At 51.1% G+C, this 17,163-nt stretch carries 12 protein-coding genes; 10 read left to right on the forward strand and 2 right to left on the reverse strand.

Annotated elements, in window-relative coordinates; all coding sequences use genetic code 11:
* Positions 1 to 65: 65 nt before the first annotated feature.
* The gene (locus ACYVFD_RS00990) at positions 66 to 1,085 is read right to left on the reverse strand and encodes a vWA domain-containing protein (protein WP_461087625.1); all 1,020 of its coding nucleotides are present in this window, start codon (positions 1,083 to 1,085) and stop codon (positions 66 to 68) included.
* An 838-nt stretch (positions 1,086 to 1,923) separates the two neighbouring features.
* On the opposite strand from ACYVFD_RS00990, the gene ACYVFD_RS00995 reads away from it, so the two are divergent.
* Together ACYVFD_RS00995 and ACYVFD_RS01000 are read left to right on the forward strand one after the other, a co-directional pair.
* Positions 1,924 to 2,445, forward strand: a complete 522-nt coding sequence (locus tag ACYVFD_RS00995) for a hypothetical protein (protein ID WP_461087627.1) — start codon at positions 1,924 to 1,926, stop codon at positions 2,443 to 2,445.
* Position 2,446: 1 nt separating this feature from the next.
* Positions 2,447 to 3,691, forward strand: a complete 1,245-nt coding sequence (locus ACYVFD_RS01000) for a helix-turn-helix domain-containing protein (RefSeq protein ID WP_461087629.1) — start codon at positions 2,447 to 2,449, stop codon at positions 3,689 to 3,691.
* Between the two features lie 289 nt (positions 3,692 to 3,980).
* Here ACYVFD_RS01000 and ACYVFD_RS01005 read toward each other — a convergent pair whose 3' ends face one another.
* The gene (locus ACYVFD_RS01005; RefSeq protein ID WP_461087631.1) at positions 3,981 to 5,621 is read right to left on the reverse strand and encodes a S8 family peptidase; all 1,641 of its coding nucleotides are present in this window, start codon (positions 5,619 to 5,621) and stop codon (positions 3,981 to 3,983) included.
* A 251-nt stretch (positions 5,622 to 5,872) separates the two neighbouring features.
* Here ACYVFD_RS01005 and ACYVFD_RS01010 point away from each other — a divergent pair, with 251 nt between their 5' ends.
* From ACYVFD_RS01010 to ACYVFD_RS01045, 8 genes are all read left to right on the forward strand, one after another.
* Positions 5,873 to 6,493: a DUF4870 domain-containing protein gene (locus ACYVFD_RS01010; protein ID WP_461087633.1), complete on the forward strand. Its 621-nt coding sequence runs from the start codon at positions 5,873 to 5,875 to the stop codon at positions 6,491 to 6,493.
* The gene (locus ACYVFD_RS01015) at positions 6,453 to 7,787 is read left to right on the forward strand and encodes a hypothetical protein (RefSeq protein ID WP_461087635.1); all 1,335 of its coding nucleotides are present in this window, start codon (positions 6,453 to 6,455) and stop codon (positions 7,785 to 7,787) included. Before ACYVFD_RS01010 ends, ACYVFD_RS01015 begins: the two co-directional genes overlap by 41 nt.
* Before the next feature lie 554 nt (positions 7,788 to 8,341).
* Positions 8,342 to 10,915 (forward strand): NHL repeat-containing protein, encoded by a 2,574-nt coding sequence (locus ACYVFD_RS01020; protein WP_461087637.1) that lies wholly within the window; start codon positions 8,342 to 8,344, stop codon positions 10,913 to 10,915.
* 307 nt (positions 10,916 to 11,222) lie between these two features.
* On the forward strand, positions 11,223 to 11,420 hold the full coding sequence (locus ACYVFD_RS01025) for a hypothetical protein (protein ID WP_461087639.1): 198 nt from the start codon (positions 11,223 to 11,225) through the stop codon (positions 11,418 to 11,420).
* Positions 11,421 to 11,475: 55 nt separating this feature from the next.
* The gene (locus tag ACYVFD_RS01030; RefSeq protein ID WP_461087640.1) at positions 11,476 to 12,156 is read left to right on the forward strand and encodes a peroxiredoxin; all 681 of its coding nucleotides are present in this window, start codon (positions 11,476 to 11,478) and stop codon (positions 12,154 to 12,156) included.
* 85 nt (positions 12,157 to 12,241) lie between these two features.
* On the forward strand, positions 12,242 to 12,775 hold the full coding sequence (locus tag ACYVFD_RS01035) for an FAD-dependent oxidoreductase (RefSeq protein WP_461087642.1): 534 nt from the start codon (positions 12,242 to 12,244) through the stop codon (positions 12,773 to 12,775).
* 35 nt (positions 12,776 to 12,810) lie between these two features.
* The gene (locus ACYVFD_RS01040; protein ID WP_461087644.1) at positions 12,811 to 13,080 is read left to right on the forward strand and encodes a hypothetical protein; all 270 of its coding nucleotides are present in this window, start codon (positions 12,811 to 12,813) and stop codon (positions 13,078 to 13,080) included.
* Positions 13,081 to 13,167: 87 nt separating this feature from the next.
* On the forward strand, positions 13,168 to 17,037 hold the full coding sequence (locus tag ACYVFD_RS01045) for a beta strand repeat-containing protein (protein ID WP_461087646.1): 3,870 nt from the start codon (positions 13,168 to 13,170) through the stop codon (positions 17,035 to 17,037).
* Positions 17,038 to 17,163 lie beyond the last annotated feature (126 nt).

Consider the following 17,163-nt stretch of genomic DNA (forward strand, 5'->3'; position numbering starts at 1 on the left):
GCGGGCTAGTCAATAGCTGGCCCAATGGTAGTTGTAATCACAAGTTGGCGTTTCTCACGCCCTGCTTAGTTTCCACCCTCAGCGTTTTGGTCAAGGGACTCATTAATCAGAATCGGGAACAAATTCACCTCTACTCCTGCCTGACGGCATTTATCAACTACCTGCTGGTAGCTATGATCCGTTTTATCAGGCTCTTCGTGGGGGGCCTCATCTCCTACCACAATGATAATTCGCTTCTTGTTGACCCATTTCGCCTGGTCAAGTACACCATAAACCGCATCGTACACCGCTTCCCGCAAATCTCCTCCTCCGCTAGCGGTCATTGTTGACAGGAAGCTACGAACGGATGTGAAGTCAGTGGTCAAATCCTGATACCGTAATACGTACAAATCCCCGTGGTCCCGATACCCACCGGCTCCTAACCGGGCGCTTGGCGGTAAGGCATCGATTATTTGATTTAACCCTTTTCGACAGGCATCAATATAAGGCCCCATACTACCCGTGTTGTCCAGTAAAAGAACAATGTCCACATTCTGATTGCCAACATTATCTTTGATAATCTTAATGACGGTTTGGGGCAGGAACGTAGGATTTGGAATATCATAGCGCTTTCCTCCCGTATCGTCCCCCAGATTGGTATAAGCTTCCAGCGCTTGCTCGTAGGCCGATGGTTCACTGGTCGTTATACCAATAGTCGTTTCACTTTCAATCACTTTACTGGCACTATATAGGGCCTCAACTCGATAACAGTAGAATGATTTGGGCGCTACTTTTTTATCCTCGAATGTGGTTTCTTTGGTTTCCCCGATCGGTTGAAACGTCAAATTTGCTACATCATCGGCGGCACTGGTGAGGGTCGCCCGTTGAATCTGATAAGTTGGTGTGCCCGACTGTGCTTTCCAGGTCAGGCCGACCACGTTCCGTTTGGTGGTGGTTGCAACCAGATTAAAAAACTGGAAATCGACCGGCTTTTCGGGCAGGGTTTCGATTGGGTCGGTACTCATTGGATCGACCGGTGGATGGCTACAGGCGGTCAGTAAGGCTGCCAGTAGCCAGCCATATAGCGGATAATACGATAATTTCATGGCGTTCCTTGAAGGGGTTCATTAGCGGGTTGTTTTACCGCCGTTATGGCCTAAAATTATGCGTTCAATCGTGGGAGGCCCTAGTATCAAGCTTGCGAACTGTTGGAATTCCAGTATGAATTGAGCAATTAGGAAACTGATATGCAGGCATCCGATTTGGCGTATCGATATAGGAATTAGTCAAGAATCAAGGCTTTTGCTGAAATGATCTGGTGGAGAAGTCTACGTTGTCAGCTAGTCGAGTACGCCGTTGGCCCGTAGTAAACGAACCGGCTTTCTCTTGCGAATCGGCACTTGCAGGCTGGCCACAGCGTTGGTATTCACAGTTGCCAATCACTTAGGTCACTAATTCACTTGATTCTGATTTCTAAAAGAAGCCTCGAATCAGTCTAAATCTCATAAGTGCTCCAAGTTGAGACAAAAAACTTCGTTATATCTGCTCCAATAAATGGGCGTTTTAAGAAATACTGAAAAGCGAAAGATAACAGAATCCTGACCCACTGCCGATGCTTGATCCAATTGATAAACCGGGTTAGATTTAAACGAATTCATCAGAGTTTCTCTACCTTTTGACAAGATCACGCCCATAACGACTGCTGCTTTGCTGGCTTGCGGCCTGTTTTAAGCGGTTCAAAATATAATTTGAGTCGTCTCAAATTCTTAGTGAGTCGATTCAGCCGCCGATGACGCGTCAACTTTGGGGCATCATTCAACATGCTTTGATGCTATGAAAACCAGCCCAATAGATCGCTTCTTACTTTTCGTCACTTTGTTCTTGGCGGCTAGCCTTGTTAGCCATCCCGCTACCGGTGCCCCCCCCGCGGATCGCGTTTCATTTATGCTCAAAAATACATCGGGCGCTCACCGGATGTTTCGAGTGGAGGGACCGGGCATCGCCTACGGTTTTACCATGAATCGACGAGAGATGATTCCCTGCCACTGGCCAATTGGGGCAAACCTTTACTTCAGTAGCGATGGGGAAACCAAGGAGGGCCTCATTCTGACCGTTAAAGCTGCCGACCAAGGCCAAACGTTACTAACAGGTACAACACACACTCCGCAGAAAACACCTGTATCGCCCTTAGCCAATGAGGACCTTCTGGTTCGTTTCCGCAACAACAGTCTGCTGCCCCACAAAGTAGCCATCATCACCTATAAACCCGGCGAGACCGGCAATGGCACTCAGATTGTTACTATAGGTCCCTATGCCAGCATTAAACAACAACTACCCGTCGGAACCAGGGTGTATTTTGCCGACGATAGCCAAGTGAATCTAGTCATGAGTGGTCAGCCACTTACCGGCAAACCTTCACGGGTCGTTAGTAAAGACGATAACCGGAAAACCTTTAATATCTGGTAAGATGACCTTCTACTTTTCGGCGTATTCGACGCCCTTGCTATTGGGCTTCATTCAGGGCTGGATCTACGCCATCTTGCTCTGGCTACGGGGCCGTCGGGAAGAACGGTTGTCGGATAAGCTACTTGGCTGGGTACTGGTAGCCCTCAGCTTTGAGATCTGGATCTATTTGCTGGGCTTCGGCGGCATCCATATTTTCTGGCAACAACTCGAGTTTTTTCCTCGAACGCTGAGCTTCCTGTTACCGCCCCTGGTTTACTTCTATTTAAAAAGCCAATTTGACGCCCGTTTTCGCTTTCAGGCGCGCGATGCCTGGCATGCTCTTCCCTTCGTCCTGGACGCGCTCTACCGTTTGCTGGTGTTTAGCCAGGGATCAGCTTTTGTGCGTCACTGGAAGACAACAGTCCACGATGTGTGGGTCGATGACCTCACCTTCGTACTGGGCTTAGCCCAGCAGTTGCTGTATTTGTATTGGTCATTCCACTTATACCGGGCTTACCGGACCTGGACAACCACTCAGTTTTCGAACCTGGAGATTGTTAGTTTTCGCTGGTTTCGCAACTTTCTGCTCGCCCTAACGGCAACTTTGGTGTTCAATGTGTGTCTGACAGGGCTTGACCGGTGGCTCAACCTGACGTACTGGCAGAACTGGTGGGGGGATCTGGTCACTGTGGTGTTGATTTACTATGTCAGTATCGAGGGTTATGCCCAGCGCCAACCCACCCGCCTGTTTCGTTTTCGAGCAGAAGCGGTTCTGCCCGAATCTGAATCCAAGACAGTCGTCTCGTCGCTTACGCTGAGTGACCAACGCGTGGAGTTCGAAGTGGCGCCTGTTCGTCCGGCGTCCGGAAAAACATCAACTTTACCGCCCGATCTCTTGGAGCCATTAAGTAAGCTACTGGCCTATATGGAGGCTGAAAGCCCGTTTCTTGACCCGGACTTGAGCCTGACGGATTTGGCTCGGCTGGTACACCTGAATCCGGGCTTGTTGTCCCAACTCATTAACACGGGTACAGGTCGGAACTTCAATGATTTCATTAATGAGTACCGGGTGAAGGCCTTCAAACGGGTGGTTAATGATCCAGCTAATAGTCACCTGAGTTTGCTGGGTATGGCGCTGGACTGTGGCTTCAATTCGAAAGCCACCTTTAACCGGTCCTTTCGGAAGTTTACAGGAGTATCCCCACGGGATTATCTATCCAGTCAACCGGAAGTGAGCCGTCATCAAGCTCCTGGTCAACAGACTTAACGTGCTTTAGCCAGTGCAGATAACCCCCGTCTTGTTATTCATGCGATTGTAAAGAAAGCAACAGCATGACTACCTGCTGATTCTCAAAATACGCTCCAATTTGAGACGAAGCGCGATGTGTGTCTGTTATGCGGGCGTTAAAAGAGATGATGAGCTAATGAGGGTCAGCCAGAAGATAATACGCCAAACTGTCAGGTGAAGCTGTAACTAATCGAGCTTTCCCTCCTTTTGTTCTTACCAGTCAATGGTATTGTAGAGAATCTATTGCTAAGAAGTTAAAAACAGCCTTTTATTTTTTAATCCGTATGGCTTGCTCGGCCATCGCTAGTTTAAGCGCTTCGTACAGATTAACGATGCCCCCGGTTTTGGACAAGTGGGCAAAGTCGACTTTCTGCCTGGTACCCGGCCTAAACACGGGTGTATGATACACCACGGCCGATTGCAGAATGATACGCTTCAGATCAGCCGCCATTAGATTGGGGAAATACGTTTTCAACACAGCGGCCATGCCCACCACTACCGGAGCCGCTACACTCGTACCGCTCCCCAGAACATAGCGGTTGTGGGGAGCGGTAGACCAGATGCGCACCCCTGGCGCGAACACATCCACAGTATGTCGGCCATAATTGGTGAACCAGGCGGCTAACGTACTGTCGGCACGGCGGTCACTGGCCCCAACGGTAATCAGATTCGGGACGGGTTGGCCATTCAGGTAGGTTGATGTGGGGTATTGCTGGGCCGAGTCAATGTCTAAGCCATCGTTACCAGCCGCATGCACCAGCAACACGCCCTTCCGATCCGCATACCGGATGGCTTCATCTACCACGGCCTTTTCGGGTGAGAAATACTTTCCGAAACTCATGTTGATGATACTGGCCCCATTGTCCACGGCGTAGCGGATGGCGTTGGCCACGTCTTTGTCCCGTTCGTCCCCTCTTGGGATGGCCACCACAGCCATGAGCTGCACCCGATCGGCAATCCCCCTAACACCCATGAGGTTCGTACGATCGGCGGCTATGATGCCTGCTGCGTAAGTGCCGTGAGCCGTGGGTCCTTCGGTATAACCACCACTGGCATCAGCGTTGCCGTAGTCGCGTTGGTTTAGCTTGGCCGGATCGTCGCCAATGGTTGAGCGGGGCGTATAGGCGGGGTTGTAGTCATAATCTATAAAGTCTTTTAGCTGGCGGTTTACGATTTTATAGAAACCGAGCAATGTGTCGGTATCACTCAGGTCCCGTCGTTTCATATCCCGGTAAAAGTGAGCCGCGTAGCCCAGCAAGGTCGAGTCGGCGGTTGGCGGGCGTTGCAACAGGGTAGTATCTAAGCGACTCACCCCCAATGCCTTTTTTAGAGCGGAAAGCCGGTTTATGTGATCAATAAGCGCAAGACTGTCGGCCCAATAGGCTTTCTGAAACTCGGCCCGCTTGCGTTCATGGTAGGATTTTGCCAGGGTCCACAGGTCAAATTCTGCCCGTTGGGCCGGTGTAAATGAAGCCCTGTTGGCACGGGTCTTCCCCTCGTATTTTGGTTTGAGCCGGACGTAGAGCCGGGTTTCTTCTCGCTGCTCGTTGGCTAGGGTATGACCATTGGTCTGACCAAGAAAATTCCAGCCGTTTAGATCATCCACATAGCCGTTGTGGTCGTCGTCTTTAGCGTTTCCGGCTATTTCTTTGGCATTGGTCCATAGCCCCGATTTCAGGTCCTGGTGGTTGCCATCGATGCCCCCGTCAATTACAGCCACGATAATGGGTTTACGAGGTCTTCCAGGGGCTGGAAGAGTTTTGAGCAGTTGGTAGGCGCGGTCAGTGCTGATCCCGATGATTTTATCCGCGTCTGGGTCCAGGTGATGCCACTGCGGTGGCGGGATTTGAGCATAGCAACCCAGCCCCAACAACCAACTGCCTGCTAAGAAAAATAGATAACCTTTCATAACTACAAGGAGTCGGAACTATGCTGTTGTATTGATTTTAGTCAGAAAAGCGGTTGGCCTTATCTGTCCGAACAGTCAGTTTAACCTTCGTTTTGCGTTTATGATTTCAAAATAAACATAACGCTCAGGGCGTTACCAGTCTCAATCAGTAACCAGTAGCTAAATGGCAATAACTAACTGATTAAATTAGGTAACTTACAGGCTTTGACTAGGAGCGACTCAGCACAATCGTTTGGTAGTAAATCCAGCACATGCCACGCGCTTACCAGCTATCTTTGGGCATCAATAAGGCAACCATGAACAAGGGATTGTTAGCCGAAAAAATTGAGTCGCTCAGAAAAAGTAAAGGCCTTACTCAGGAAGCACTCGCCGACCAGTCGTCCATCAATCTGCGAACCCTGCAACGAATCGAAGCCGGACAAACCGAACCGCGCGGCAACACGCTCCGCTTGATCGCCCAAGCTTTAGAGATACCCATCGACGAATTGCTGGATTTTACCCAAGAAGCAGACCCCGGATTTTTACAGCTGATGAACTTAGCCACGCTTTCGTTCTGGGTCATTCCCCTGGGCAACCTGATTCTGCCGCTGATTCTTTGGATTATGAAACGGGATAAAGTGCAAGGGGTCTATGAACTCGGAAGGCGGATGATCAACTTCCAGATTACCTGGTGTTTGATCACCTACGGCTTTCTCTTTATGTGGATCGTCAGTCTTTTCGGGAAGTCATCCTATATTCTTTCACCGTTTGTATTTCTTCCGATTATGCTGACGCTCTATCTGGCTAATTCGATGATTATTCTGCTGGCGAATTGGCAAATCAAACGGGGTCGTGAAACGGTTTATTCGATCAGTTTTCCTATTATTCGTTAAGGTATCCCGACAAGTTAACAAAACGATGAATAGACAACTCAGTAGCTGTAGCTTGTGGCTGGGTCCTGTATGCTTGTCACTGTGGCTGGTCAATCCTGCAATCGGCCAGGTTGATTCGCAACGGGCCGAGGTTTATTTTCAGGAGGCCGCCACCCTCTGCCAACGGGATAGTGGCCGATTGTGGGGCCTCTCCTTGTGTGGGCCGATGGTATTTGCCGACGCGCGCACCCACACGCTGGCTACCAATCAACCGCGTCCGGCCAACGACTGGCCGCGTGTTTTTGGCTTCACGAATGCACCTGTTGAGTGGGGTGGTTCGCGTTGGGTTACCTATATGTGGGACTTCACCGGGGCCCTACCAACTCCCCGCGTACGGCGCGAGTTCCTGTTGCACGAGTTGTTTCACCGCATTCAACCCGAGCTGGGGCTGATGCCCGTCTCCGGCCAGAATGCGCACTTAGATACGTTCGAGGGCCGAATCTGGCTGCGGCTGGAGTGGCGTGCCTTGTCACGGGCACTGGCTCAGTCGGGTGAAGACCGCAAGCGCACGTTGAGCGATGCAGCCGCCTTCCGACTTAAACGACGTTCGCAGTTTGCCAATGCCGCCGAGAATGAGCGTGTCGAAGAGATTCGGGAAGGGCTGGCCCAATACACCGGTATTGTCGTCACGGCTGACTCGCGGGCTGAGGCATTGGCCAGCACCATCGAGCATTTGGCCGCAGCCGAAGGCCACGAGACGTTTCTGCAACAGGCCTATGCAACGGGTACGGCCTACGGGGTGCTTCTGGATGCGGTGTCGGTAGGTTGGCGACGCCATGTACGCAGCACCTCCGACTTGGGGCAACTGGTCATGGTCGCTCTGGATATCCGACCAACGGCGGATGCGGACGAGGCCTCAGCCCGGTACGGTGGCTCAGAAATCCGCTCGGCGGAAGAGGAGCGCGACAAACAGCGAAAAGCCCGTCTGCTCGACTTGCGGAAGCGTTTTGTGGAGGGTCCTGTGCTGGTGGTTCCGTCAGGAGGTGGGGCGACGTTCAACGCCGTAGGCGCCACGCCCATTCCCGGAGCCGGGACGGTGTTCGTCCTGCCCTACCGCAGTCAGGGTGAGTGGGGTACGTTGGAGGCAACCAACGGCGTGCTGATCGGCGAGGACGGCCAGCGCGTGTTGGCTGGCCCGATTCGGCTTGAGGGTACCACCCTCCGTGGCGAGGGCTGGACGGTGACGGTCGGTTCCGAGTGGAGCGTGCAGTCTGGGCCTCGCTCCAGCGATCAACAACTCATTCGCAATCCCTAGTAGAAACCCTACCGGTAGGCTGGCTAACACCCTGTAGCTGTCAACGAGCCGCGCGAAACGAAACCATAAGCCTACATGGAGTTCCTTGGGTGGTTCGCGACTGAATGCGAAACCGTTCGTATATACTGTCAACGTCATGACTTCACCTGCTAGTTGATGGATTCCTGGATTTGTAGCCACAAGTCATTTCTTCTTACGAAACACTCCCACCTGATACAAATAGAGATTGACATGCCCTTATTTCGGGCGTATGATGAAACGTCAATTAACAAGTAGTTCGCTTTACTTATCGTCAACAGGTGGCCGGTGCAAAAGTCAATTTAGCGACAAACTGGCTGGGTCAGCCACCCGATTAAACGTGTTGCTGGTCAACGATGGAGGGGATTCGTCTACGTTTTGTGGATGTTGTCCCAAGTGTCGAGGTGAATCTAAATAGGTCTCTTTTATAGAGCCGATTAATAATCAAACGAATCGAATCAATTCGTGTAAGTTATTCGATATATTCGTTTCAGTATCAGTGTATATAGAGCTCGCTTGTCCCATACATAAACTATATGAACCCATCTCTTCTCACCCATTTTACCGTAAAACCTTTTGTAGGCGCTTACCTGAGTGCGTTGCTCGTTTTGGCGACCTTCAGGCTACCGGCCCAAACCATCTCGACGATTGCTGGCTCTACGCTAAAAGGGGATAACGGACCCGCAATCAGTGCGAACCTCAATACGCCGTTGGGTGTAGCCATAGACGGCAGTGGCAATCTGTTTATCGCCGATCAGGCCAATAGTTGCATCCGAAAAGTAGCTACCAATGGGATCATTACCACGGTGGCGGGCAACGGTTCGTATGGGTATGGTGGTGACGGAGGACCAGCCACAGCGGCCAGTTTGAAGCAACCGGGTGCCGTAGCGGTAGACGGCAGTGGCAATCTGTTCATTGCCGATTTAGGTGATAGTCGCATTCGGAAGGTAGACATCAGCGGCACCATCACGACCGTAGCCGGTAGTAGCTCCATTGGTTTTGGTGGAGATGGATTCCCGGCTACGAGTGCAAAACTTAATAGCCCGATGGGAATTGCCGTGGACGGCAGTGGCAATCTATTCATTGCCGATCTGGGTAACAACCGCATCCGTAAGGTAGCTACCGATGGGATCATCAGTACCGTGGCAGGTACTGGTACCAGTGGGTTTAGTGGCGATGGCGGGCCTGCCACCGCGGCCAGTTTTACTGAGCCTTCTGGTGTGGCCGTCGATGGCGGTGGGAACCTCTTCATTGTTGACCAGGGCAATCATCGGATTCGCAAGATAACCCCTGATACCTTCATTAACACGGTGGCCGGGAATGGTACACCCGGCTTTAGTGGCGACAATAGCCTGGCGACCAGTGCAACTTTATGGAACCCGGCGGCTGTGTGGGTAGATGCCAATGGAAATCTGTTCATTGCCGATCAGGGCAATCAACGGATACGCCGAGTTAGAACCGATGGGGTGATCATCACGGTGGCGGGCAATGGGACACTTGGCTTTAGTGGCGATACGGGGCCTGCCACATCTGCCAGTTTTAATCAACCGGCTGGTGTAGTCGTGGATGGTGGGGGCAATCTGTTCATTGCCGATGCCATCAATCAACGCGTTCGAAAGGTGGCTACCAATGGCATCATCAACACCGTGGCGGGCAACGGTACTACTGATTTTGGGGGCGATAATGGCCCGGCTACCAGCGCAGCGTTGAATCAACCGGCTGGCCTGGCCCTGGATGGGAATGGGAATCTGTTTGTCGCCGATCAGCTTAACAACCGCATCCGTAAGATCGCCAGTGATGGTACCATCACCACGGTGGCGGGCAATGGAGAGGCAAGCTTTAGTGGCGACGAAGGCCCCGCCACCAGTGCCGCGCTCAATTCGCCCTCCGGGGTAGCCGTAGACGGCCCCGGGAACCTCTTCATTGTCGATCAGGGCAATCATCGTATCCGGAAAGTGAGCACCGATGGGACCATTCGTACGATAGCGGGCAATGGCACGGCTGACTTTGGGGGGGATGGTGGGCCCGCCGTCAGCGCAAGCCTGTATTTGCCCTCAGGGGTAGCCGTAGACGGAGCCGGGAGCGTCTTTATCGCCGATGTGGTCAATCAGCGTATTCGTAAAGTGAGTATCGATGGTACGATCTCGACGATAGCGGGCAATGGTACGGAAGGGTTTAGTGGCGATGGGGGGCCCGCCGTCAGCGCAAGCCTGAATTTGCCTTTCGGGGTGGCCTTGGATGGCAGTGGCAATGTCTATATTGCAGACCTAGGCAACAGACGGATCCGGAAAGTGAGCACCGATGGGAACATCTCGACGATAGCCGGCAATGGTAACTTCGTATTTAGTGGGGATGGCGGAGCAGCCACCGCGGCAAGTTTCACCGGACCATCCGGCCTTTTTATCGATGGGCAGGGTAATGTGTTTATTGCCGATCAAGCTAATAATCGGATTCGCAAAGTAGGGGTAAATGGTCTTATTAGCAGTGTAGCCGGTAACGGTTCGGAAGGGTTTAGTGGGGATGGGGGCCCAGCTAGTAGTGCAGCGCTATCTCATCCGACAGGGATCGTCAGAGATGGGAGTGGGAATCTGTTGATTGCCGATCAGTATAATAACCGGATCCGGAAGGTAGCTTTGCCACTGGCAACGGCGGATCTAACCCCAACTCTCACCTTACCCCAATCCAACTTCGGAGCCAGTGGCGCTGAGCTCACCCGCAACTTCGTCCTCAATCTGTTTGAAGTAGGCGGGCTGCGTACGAGTGGTTCGGTGGTGATCACCCTAACGGCCCCGGTTGGCTATAGCCTTAGCTTTACCAACTCCCTCACCAGTATACAGGTTACCGGTGGCAGTGCAAATCCGGTTTCTGTCGACAATACCAAATGGAGTCTGACGACGAATATCGCTAGTCAACAACTGTCATTGACCATAAATGCGGGTCAGTTTGTCGAGGGGGATGGCGTGGCCGTTTTGGGCTTTACAATTACGCGGACCACGGCCAATTCGGGAAGCGTATCGAATATCACCGTCAACGTGACGAACGATGCCTCCAATACGTATGATAGCAATTCCGCCAACAACATCTACGCCCGCATTATTAGTGGCTTATGAGGTTAAAAGATTGAGTAATGGAGTAGTATAAACCGTAATTCCTGTCCGGAACCGCCCAGTGGTCCGGCAATAATTCACGACCGTTAGTAACCAATACCCCAAACTACCCTAAGTGACGATTTGCCCTAATTGTATACATATTGTGCACTGGTAGCTATCAATAGTACCCAAGTGTTGCCAATTGTTGTGCTGGAAAACAGTTGGCAACCATACTTCTTCCCTGGTTTTCAACCATTCGTCCCTATCGAGCCACATTCATCCCTTTTTTTAGGCCAGGTGTTTTAACTGGCACACTTTTGCTCAGGCTATGGGATTGCTTGATCTGGATAAAATCATCATTAAACGAACAGTTCTGGGTATTCGCTGCACAGCATGCGGAGGTAACCTGGTTATTGCGGAGAAAAAATCGGCCGCTGGTTGGTTTATGAAGGTGATTTCGTTTGGCGTCATTCAACCTGAAACCTACAAATGCGAAACCTGTAGCAAACGGTTCCTTTTTTTCTGACGACTGATTAGCCATACATCTTTCCTACTTATAAACCAATTAACTGACAACTACCATGAGTATCCGATTAAATGACCTGGCACCTGATTTTCAGGCCGAAACGACCCAGGGGGTCATTCATTTTCATGATTGGATTGGCGATGGCTGGGCCATTCTTTTTTCGCATCCCAAAGATTTTACTCCAGTTTGCACCACCGAACTGGGATATATGGCCAAACTGGCCCCGGAGTTCCAGAAAAGGAATTGTAAAGTGATCGGGTTAAGTGTCGATCCGGTAGAAAGCCATTTGAAATGGGAAAAAGACATTGAAGAAACCCAGGGATACCCCGTAAACTATCCAATGATTGGTGATCCTACCCTGTCAATCGCCAAATTGTATGATATGCTTCCGGCTGATGAGCCAGGAACGTCAGAAGGTCGGACGGCCGCCACCAATCAAACGGTACGCTCTGTTTTTATAGTAGGTCCCGACAAGAAAATCAAACTGCACCTGACTTATCCAATGACAACCGGCCGTAATTTTTACGAGATACTGCGTGTACTGGATTCGATGCAACTAACGGCTCAACATAAAGTAGCTACGCCCGTAAACTGGACCGATGGGGACGATGTAATTATTGTTCCGGCGGTTTCGGATGCCGAGGCAAAAGAAAAATATCCGGAAGGCTGGAAAACGATCAAGCCTTATCTGCGCATTATTCCTCAGCCCGGCCAAACGAAGGCAGTCCCTGCATAGTACCCGTTGAAAAGACAACCTCAATCAGTCAATGCAACTATGAAAGGGAAATTACGGGTAGTTGTTCTTGGTGCGGGCCAAAGCATTGCTTGCTGCATTTGCCGAACGGGATATCAATTTTATTCCCAAACATGTGGTGAAATCAATTGACCCATCGCGCCATGAGGCCATACTGGATGATGGAACGCAGCTGCCTTTCGACTTATTTCTGGGTATTCCCAAACATCGTGTTCCCGATGTAGTAGCGCAAAGCGGGATGACTGTGAATGGCTGGATTCCGGTCGATAAAACAAATCTGAAAACGCAGTATCCGGGGGTCTATGCCATTGGAGACGTTACCAGTGTCGGAACGCCAAAGGCTGGTGTTTTTGCGGAAGGGGCAGCAAAAGTTGCTGCAGCATCGATCCTGGCGGATTTCGAGAATGGTGAACAACCTGCGCCTTATAAAGGAAATGGTATTTGCTACGTAGAGTTTGGCGATGGGCGTGTTGGTCAGGTCAGTGTGGACTTCTTTTCGGGTCCATCTCCTTTCGGCACCTATACGGAAGCATCTGCTGAGCTGGTCACCGACAAAGCCTATTTTGGCTCAAGTCGTGTGCGTCGCTGGTTTGGTTTATAATCCTTGAACAATCCTAACCGATAAACAATCAAAACATGCCAACGTATCTGGTTGAAATTCCTCATTCTGAAAAAGTTTCGGACTGCAAAAAAGTGATTAACGTTTTTTTGACCTCCGGTTCGCATATGATTTCCCACGCCCATTGGGGCTGTAAAGATGGGGTTCACAAATTGTGGTTTATCTACGACTTTGAGAACAAAGAAAGCGCTCTTCGGGCTATTCCACCGCTGTTAAGGCCTGATGCACATATTATTGAGCTGGTTAAATTCCGCGTGGAGGACGTCATGCTGTATGCAGAGGAATAACTAAATAGGACAGCTTTTTAATGCCATACTACCCCCGCAAATGAAGAATGGGTTGGGGTAGTATGGTTTAATGAACCATAAAATTCAATGCTAAGAAAACTACTTCTTTTCACAGATAAAATCGCCCTGAAGGAATTTGCTACACGGCGTTTTTTGCTGCTACTTCCGATGCTCGTCTGGGTAGCAGGAAGCGCATTTGCTCAGACCACCTGGACGGGTAGCATGAATACTGCCTGGAGCAATCCGGCTAACTGGTCGGCGGGGGTGCCGGATGCAACCGACGATGTCATTATCCCCGACGTAGCGAACGATCCCGTCATAACAGGCGGAACAGCGGCTTTAGCCAAATCCGTACTCATTCAGACCAATGCGGTGCTGACGATTAATGCGACAGGTACGTTGACGATCAATGGCTCCGCAGCGTACACTACGCCCTTTACGTTTAATTTCACCGCTGGGCTAAACAACCTGGGTACGGTAAACAACAGTGGCATCATCACCCTGGGTTCGGTAAGCAGTGTTGGGTCGTATGGCATTGTTAATCAGGGGTTTTTTGTCAACAATACCGGGGGAGGAATCGATATTGACAACGCCACCGACACTGGGTTGTTTAATGCGTTCGGCACCTTTACCAATGCAACAGCCATTACCATTGGAGCGAATGCAGCTATTGGGCTTCATGGTATCTGGAACGATGCCCTCTTCACCAATACGACCGGCGGGGCTATCCAGATTGATCGTTCATCGCGTCGTGGTCTGATGAACAATGCCGATGCAACCAAATCGATATCGGCAACCTTCGTCAATTCAGCAACCATCACCATCGGGGCAACAGAAACGGTTGGAAAAACGGGGCTTGAGAATCTGGCTACTTTTACCAATACTACCGGTGGAAGCATCAGCATCAATCGCACCACCGATAATGGAATGTATCATGCTTCAGGTACATTTACCAATGCGGCAGCCATCACCATTGGTGCAGTGGCCAGTGTGGGAACAAATGGTCTGGTGAGCTGGGGCACCTTCAACAACAATACGGGTGGGCATATAGACATTGACCGCGCTACGGATTTTGGCCTTTACATCGCGTCGGGGACATTCACCAATGCGGCAGCCATCACCATTGGAGCGGTGGTTTCCAGCGGGAAAACGGGTTTTGAAAATCAGGCTACGTTCAATAACGTAGGTGGCGAAATCAAGATAGATAATTCGACCAACATCGGACTTCATCACGGTGCTGGCACCTTTACCAATGAAGCAGCCATCACCATCGGGGCAGCAGGCGCAGTAGGGACGTATGGTCTTTCGAATCAGGCAACGTTCAATAACAATACGGGTGGACATATCAAGATTGATCGCATGACCGGCTACGGGCTTCAACACAGTGCGGGGACGTTCACCAACTCGTCGACCATCACCATCGGAGGGGTAGCCTCTGTCGGCGAAACGGGTCTTGAAAACCAGGCCACCTTCAACAACACAGGCGGATCGATCAACATCGATCGCACCAGCGAGGTTGGGCTTCTTGTTTCGTCCGGAACGTTCACCAATTCCTCGACCATCGCCATCGGTGCAACAGCCGCTATAGGCCTCTACGGGATTAGGAATACGCGTACCTTCAATAACAATACGGGTGGGTATATCCAGCTTGATCGTTCCACTACGACAGGGTTGTTTAACGATTATGGCAGCACCTTCACCAATACGGCCGACATCACCATCGGATCTGTAGCCACGGTTGGGCTTCAAGGTATATGGAACACTTTTTTCTTTAACAATAACACAGGTGGACATATTCGGATCGATCGCTCCAGCTATATTGCACTATTCAACGTAACCGGCACCTTTACCAATAATGCCGATATTACCATTGGGGCTGAGGCCAGTGTCGGGACCTATGGCCTTACGAACCGCCAGTTTTTTAACAACAATTCGGGCGGGAGCATCCATATTGATCGTTCCACCGACACCGGGATTTATCAACTTTTGGGCACCTTCAACAATGCAGGAGCCATTACCATCGGGGCAACCGAAACGGTAGGGACGCATGGCATTTTCAATGAGACTGTCTTGGCAAACAATGCAGGTGGGACCATCAACATAGATCGTACAACCCTGGCAGGGCTTCGTAATTTCAATGGCACGTTTACGAACCAGGCGACTATTACGATTGGCGCGGTGGCCAGCGTAGGCACATATGGAATTTACAATCAATCTGCCTTCGCCAACCAGGCCACAGGACAACTTACGGTCAACAATGCAGGTGCAGGTATGTATCTTCAGGCTAATACGTTTGCCAATGCCGGAACCGTTACCATCGGAGCGTTACAAAATGTTACCACGCTGCTAACCCAACAGGGAGCGGGTAAATTCAGTAACAATCCAGGTGGGACCTTCAAAGGCACAGGCACTATCGAGGCATTGAGCTTTACCAATGCCGGGGGAACGCTATCACCCGGCTATTCTCCGGGTAAATTGACGATCAACGAAAGCAACGATTTTAGTAATAGCCTCATGGACATCGAAGTTAACGGAACCGCTACGGCGGGCGTAAATTTCGACCAGATAGAGGTGGTCGGAACGGCGACACTCGGCGGTTCACTCACTGTGTCCATTAATTATACCCCGGCCAATGGTGATGAAGTGATCATCCTGACTGCCACATCAGTGACGGGCACGTTCAGTGCTGTCGCAGGGCTCCCTGCCAACTGGACTGTTGTTTACACCGCTACCCGGGTCAAACTAGTCTATCAATCAGCCGCCCCAGCGCCTACGCTTACGGCTTTTAATGCCAGTTCTGCATTCGTTTGTGCGGGAAACCCGATCACCTTCACCGCCACAGTGGGGAATGTAACGGGTAGCTATAGCTATACCCTTACCAACGGCAGTAGCAGCACACTTGGGACGGGTAGTTCGACTTCACTTAGCCAACTAGTGACGGCCAGCGGGTCGGGGCCGCAAACCTTTACGCTAATTCTGGTTAGTGGGGGGCAGTCCACTTCAGCAACAACGACCGTGACGGTCAATGCACTACCGAACGCCAGTTTATCGGCCAATCTTAGTGGTACCCTTACATGCGCCAATCCCAGTCTGACCCTGACCGCCGGGAACGGCCTTGCCTATGCTTTTAGTGGGCCTGGTTTAGTTAGTCAAAACGCTACTAGTGGCACTGCCGTAGTCAATTCGGCTGGGCTTTACTCCGTAACCGTGACATCAGGTGCTGGCTGTTCAGCTACTGCCAACACCACCGTTAGCAGTAATACGGTATTGGTTATCTCAACAGGGAGCTCCCTGCCCATGGCCAATGTGGGGGTAGTCGTCAGCCTGACGGCTTCCGGAGCTACTGCCTACCAGTGGAGCACCCCGCCTACTGCCCGATTTACCTCCCCCGCTACCTCTTCGGCTGTATCGGCCAGCCTCACCACCGCTGGGGTGCAAACCTTTATCGTGGTAGGTACCACCGGTGCCTGTAGCCAGTCGGCGTTGGTGAGCGTGACGGCATTATCGGGTCCTGACCTATCCGCTATCGTAAGCCTGCCCGATGGCAACTTTCAGGCCGGGGAAAGTAAAGGGTTGCTGATGCAGGTTCAGGAGGTCAACGGCTCAATAGCCAGTGGGGCCATCGTCATTACCGTTACAGTACCTTCCGGCTATAGTGTCAGCTTCGATAATACGCTGACCAGTTTCAGCGTCTCTGGGGGGAGCACCACCACCGTACAGAACAATAAGTGGCATCAAAGTAGTAGTGTAGCCGGTCAACAGCTGAGTCTTACAATTAATGATGGCCAATCGGTAGGCGGCAATAGTACCCTGAATCTGGGCTTTAGCATCACTCGAACAACGGCCAACTCAGGCAGTACTTCGAACATCACGGTGAATGTGGCCGATGACAGTGGTCAGACGTATGATGTGAACCGACTTAATAATGTCTACGCCCGAATTATAACCGGCCTGTAACTAAAATAGTCCGGTTAAGTCTATCATATGGAATGACTGACTGAGGTGGTCCAAAGCCGATTTGAGAAGCCCCAAGTTCACCTTGGTTTACTAATACCTCTGTAGCCTATTTGCTGGAAAGCGCCC

It is taken from the genome of Spirosoma gilvum (genome assembly GCF_054776815.1).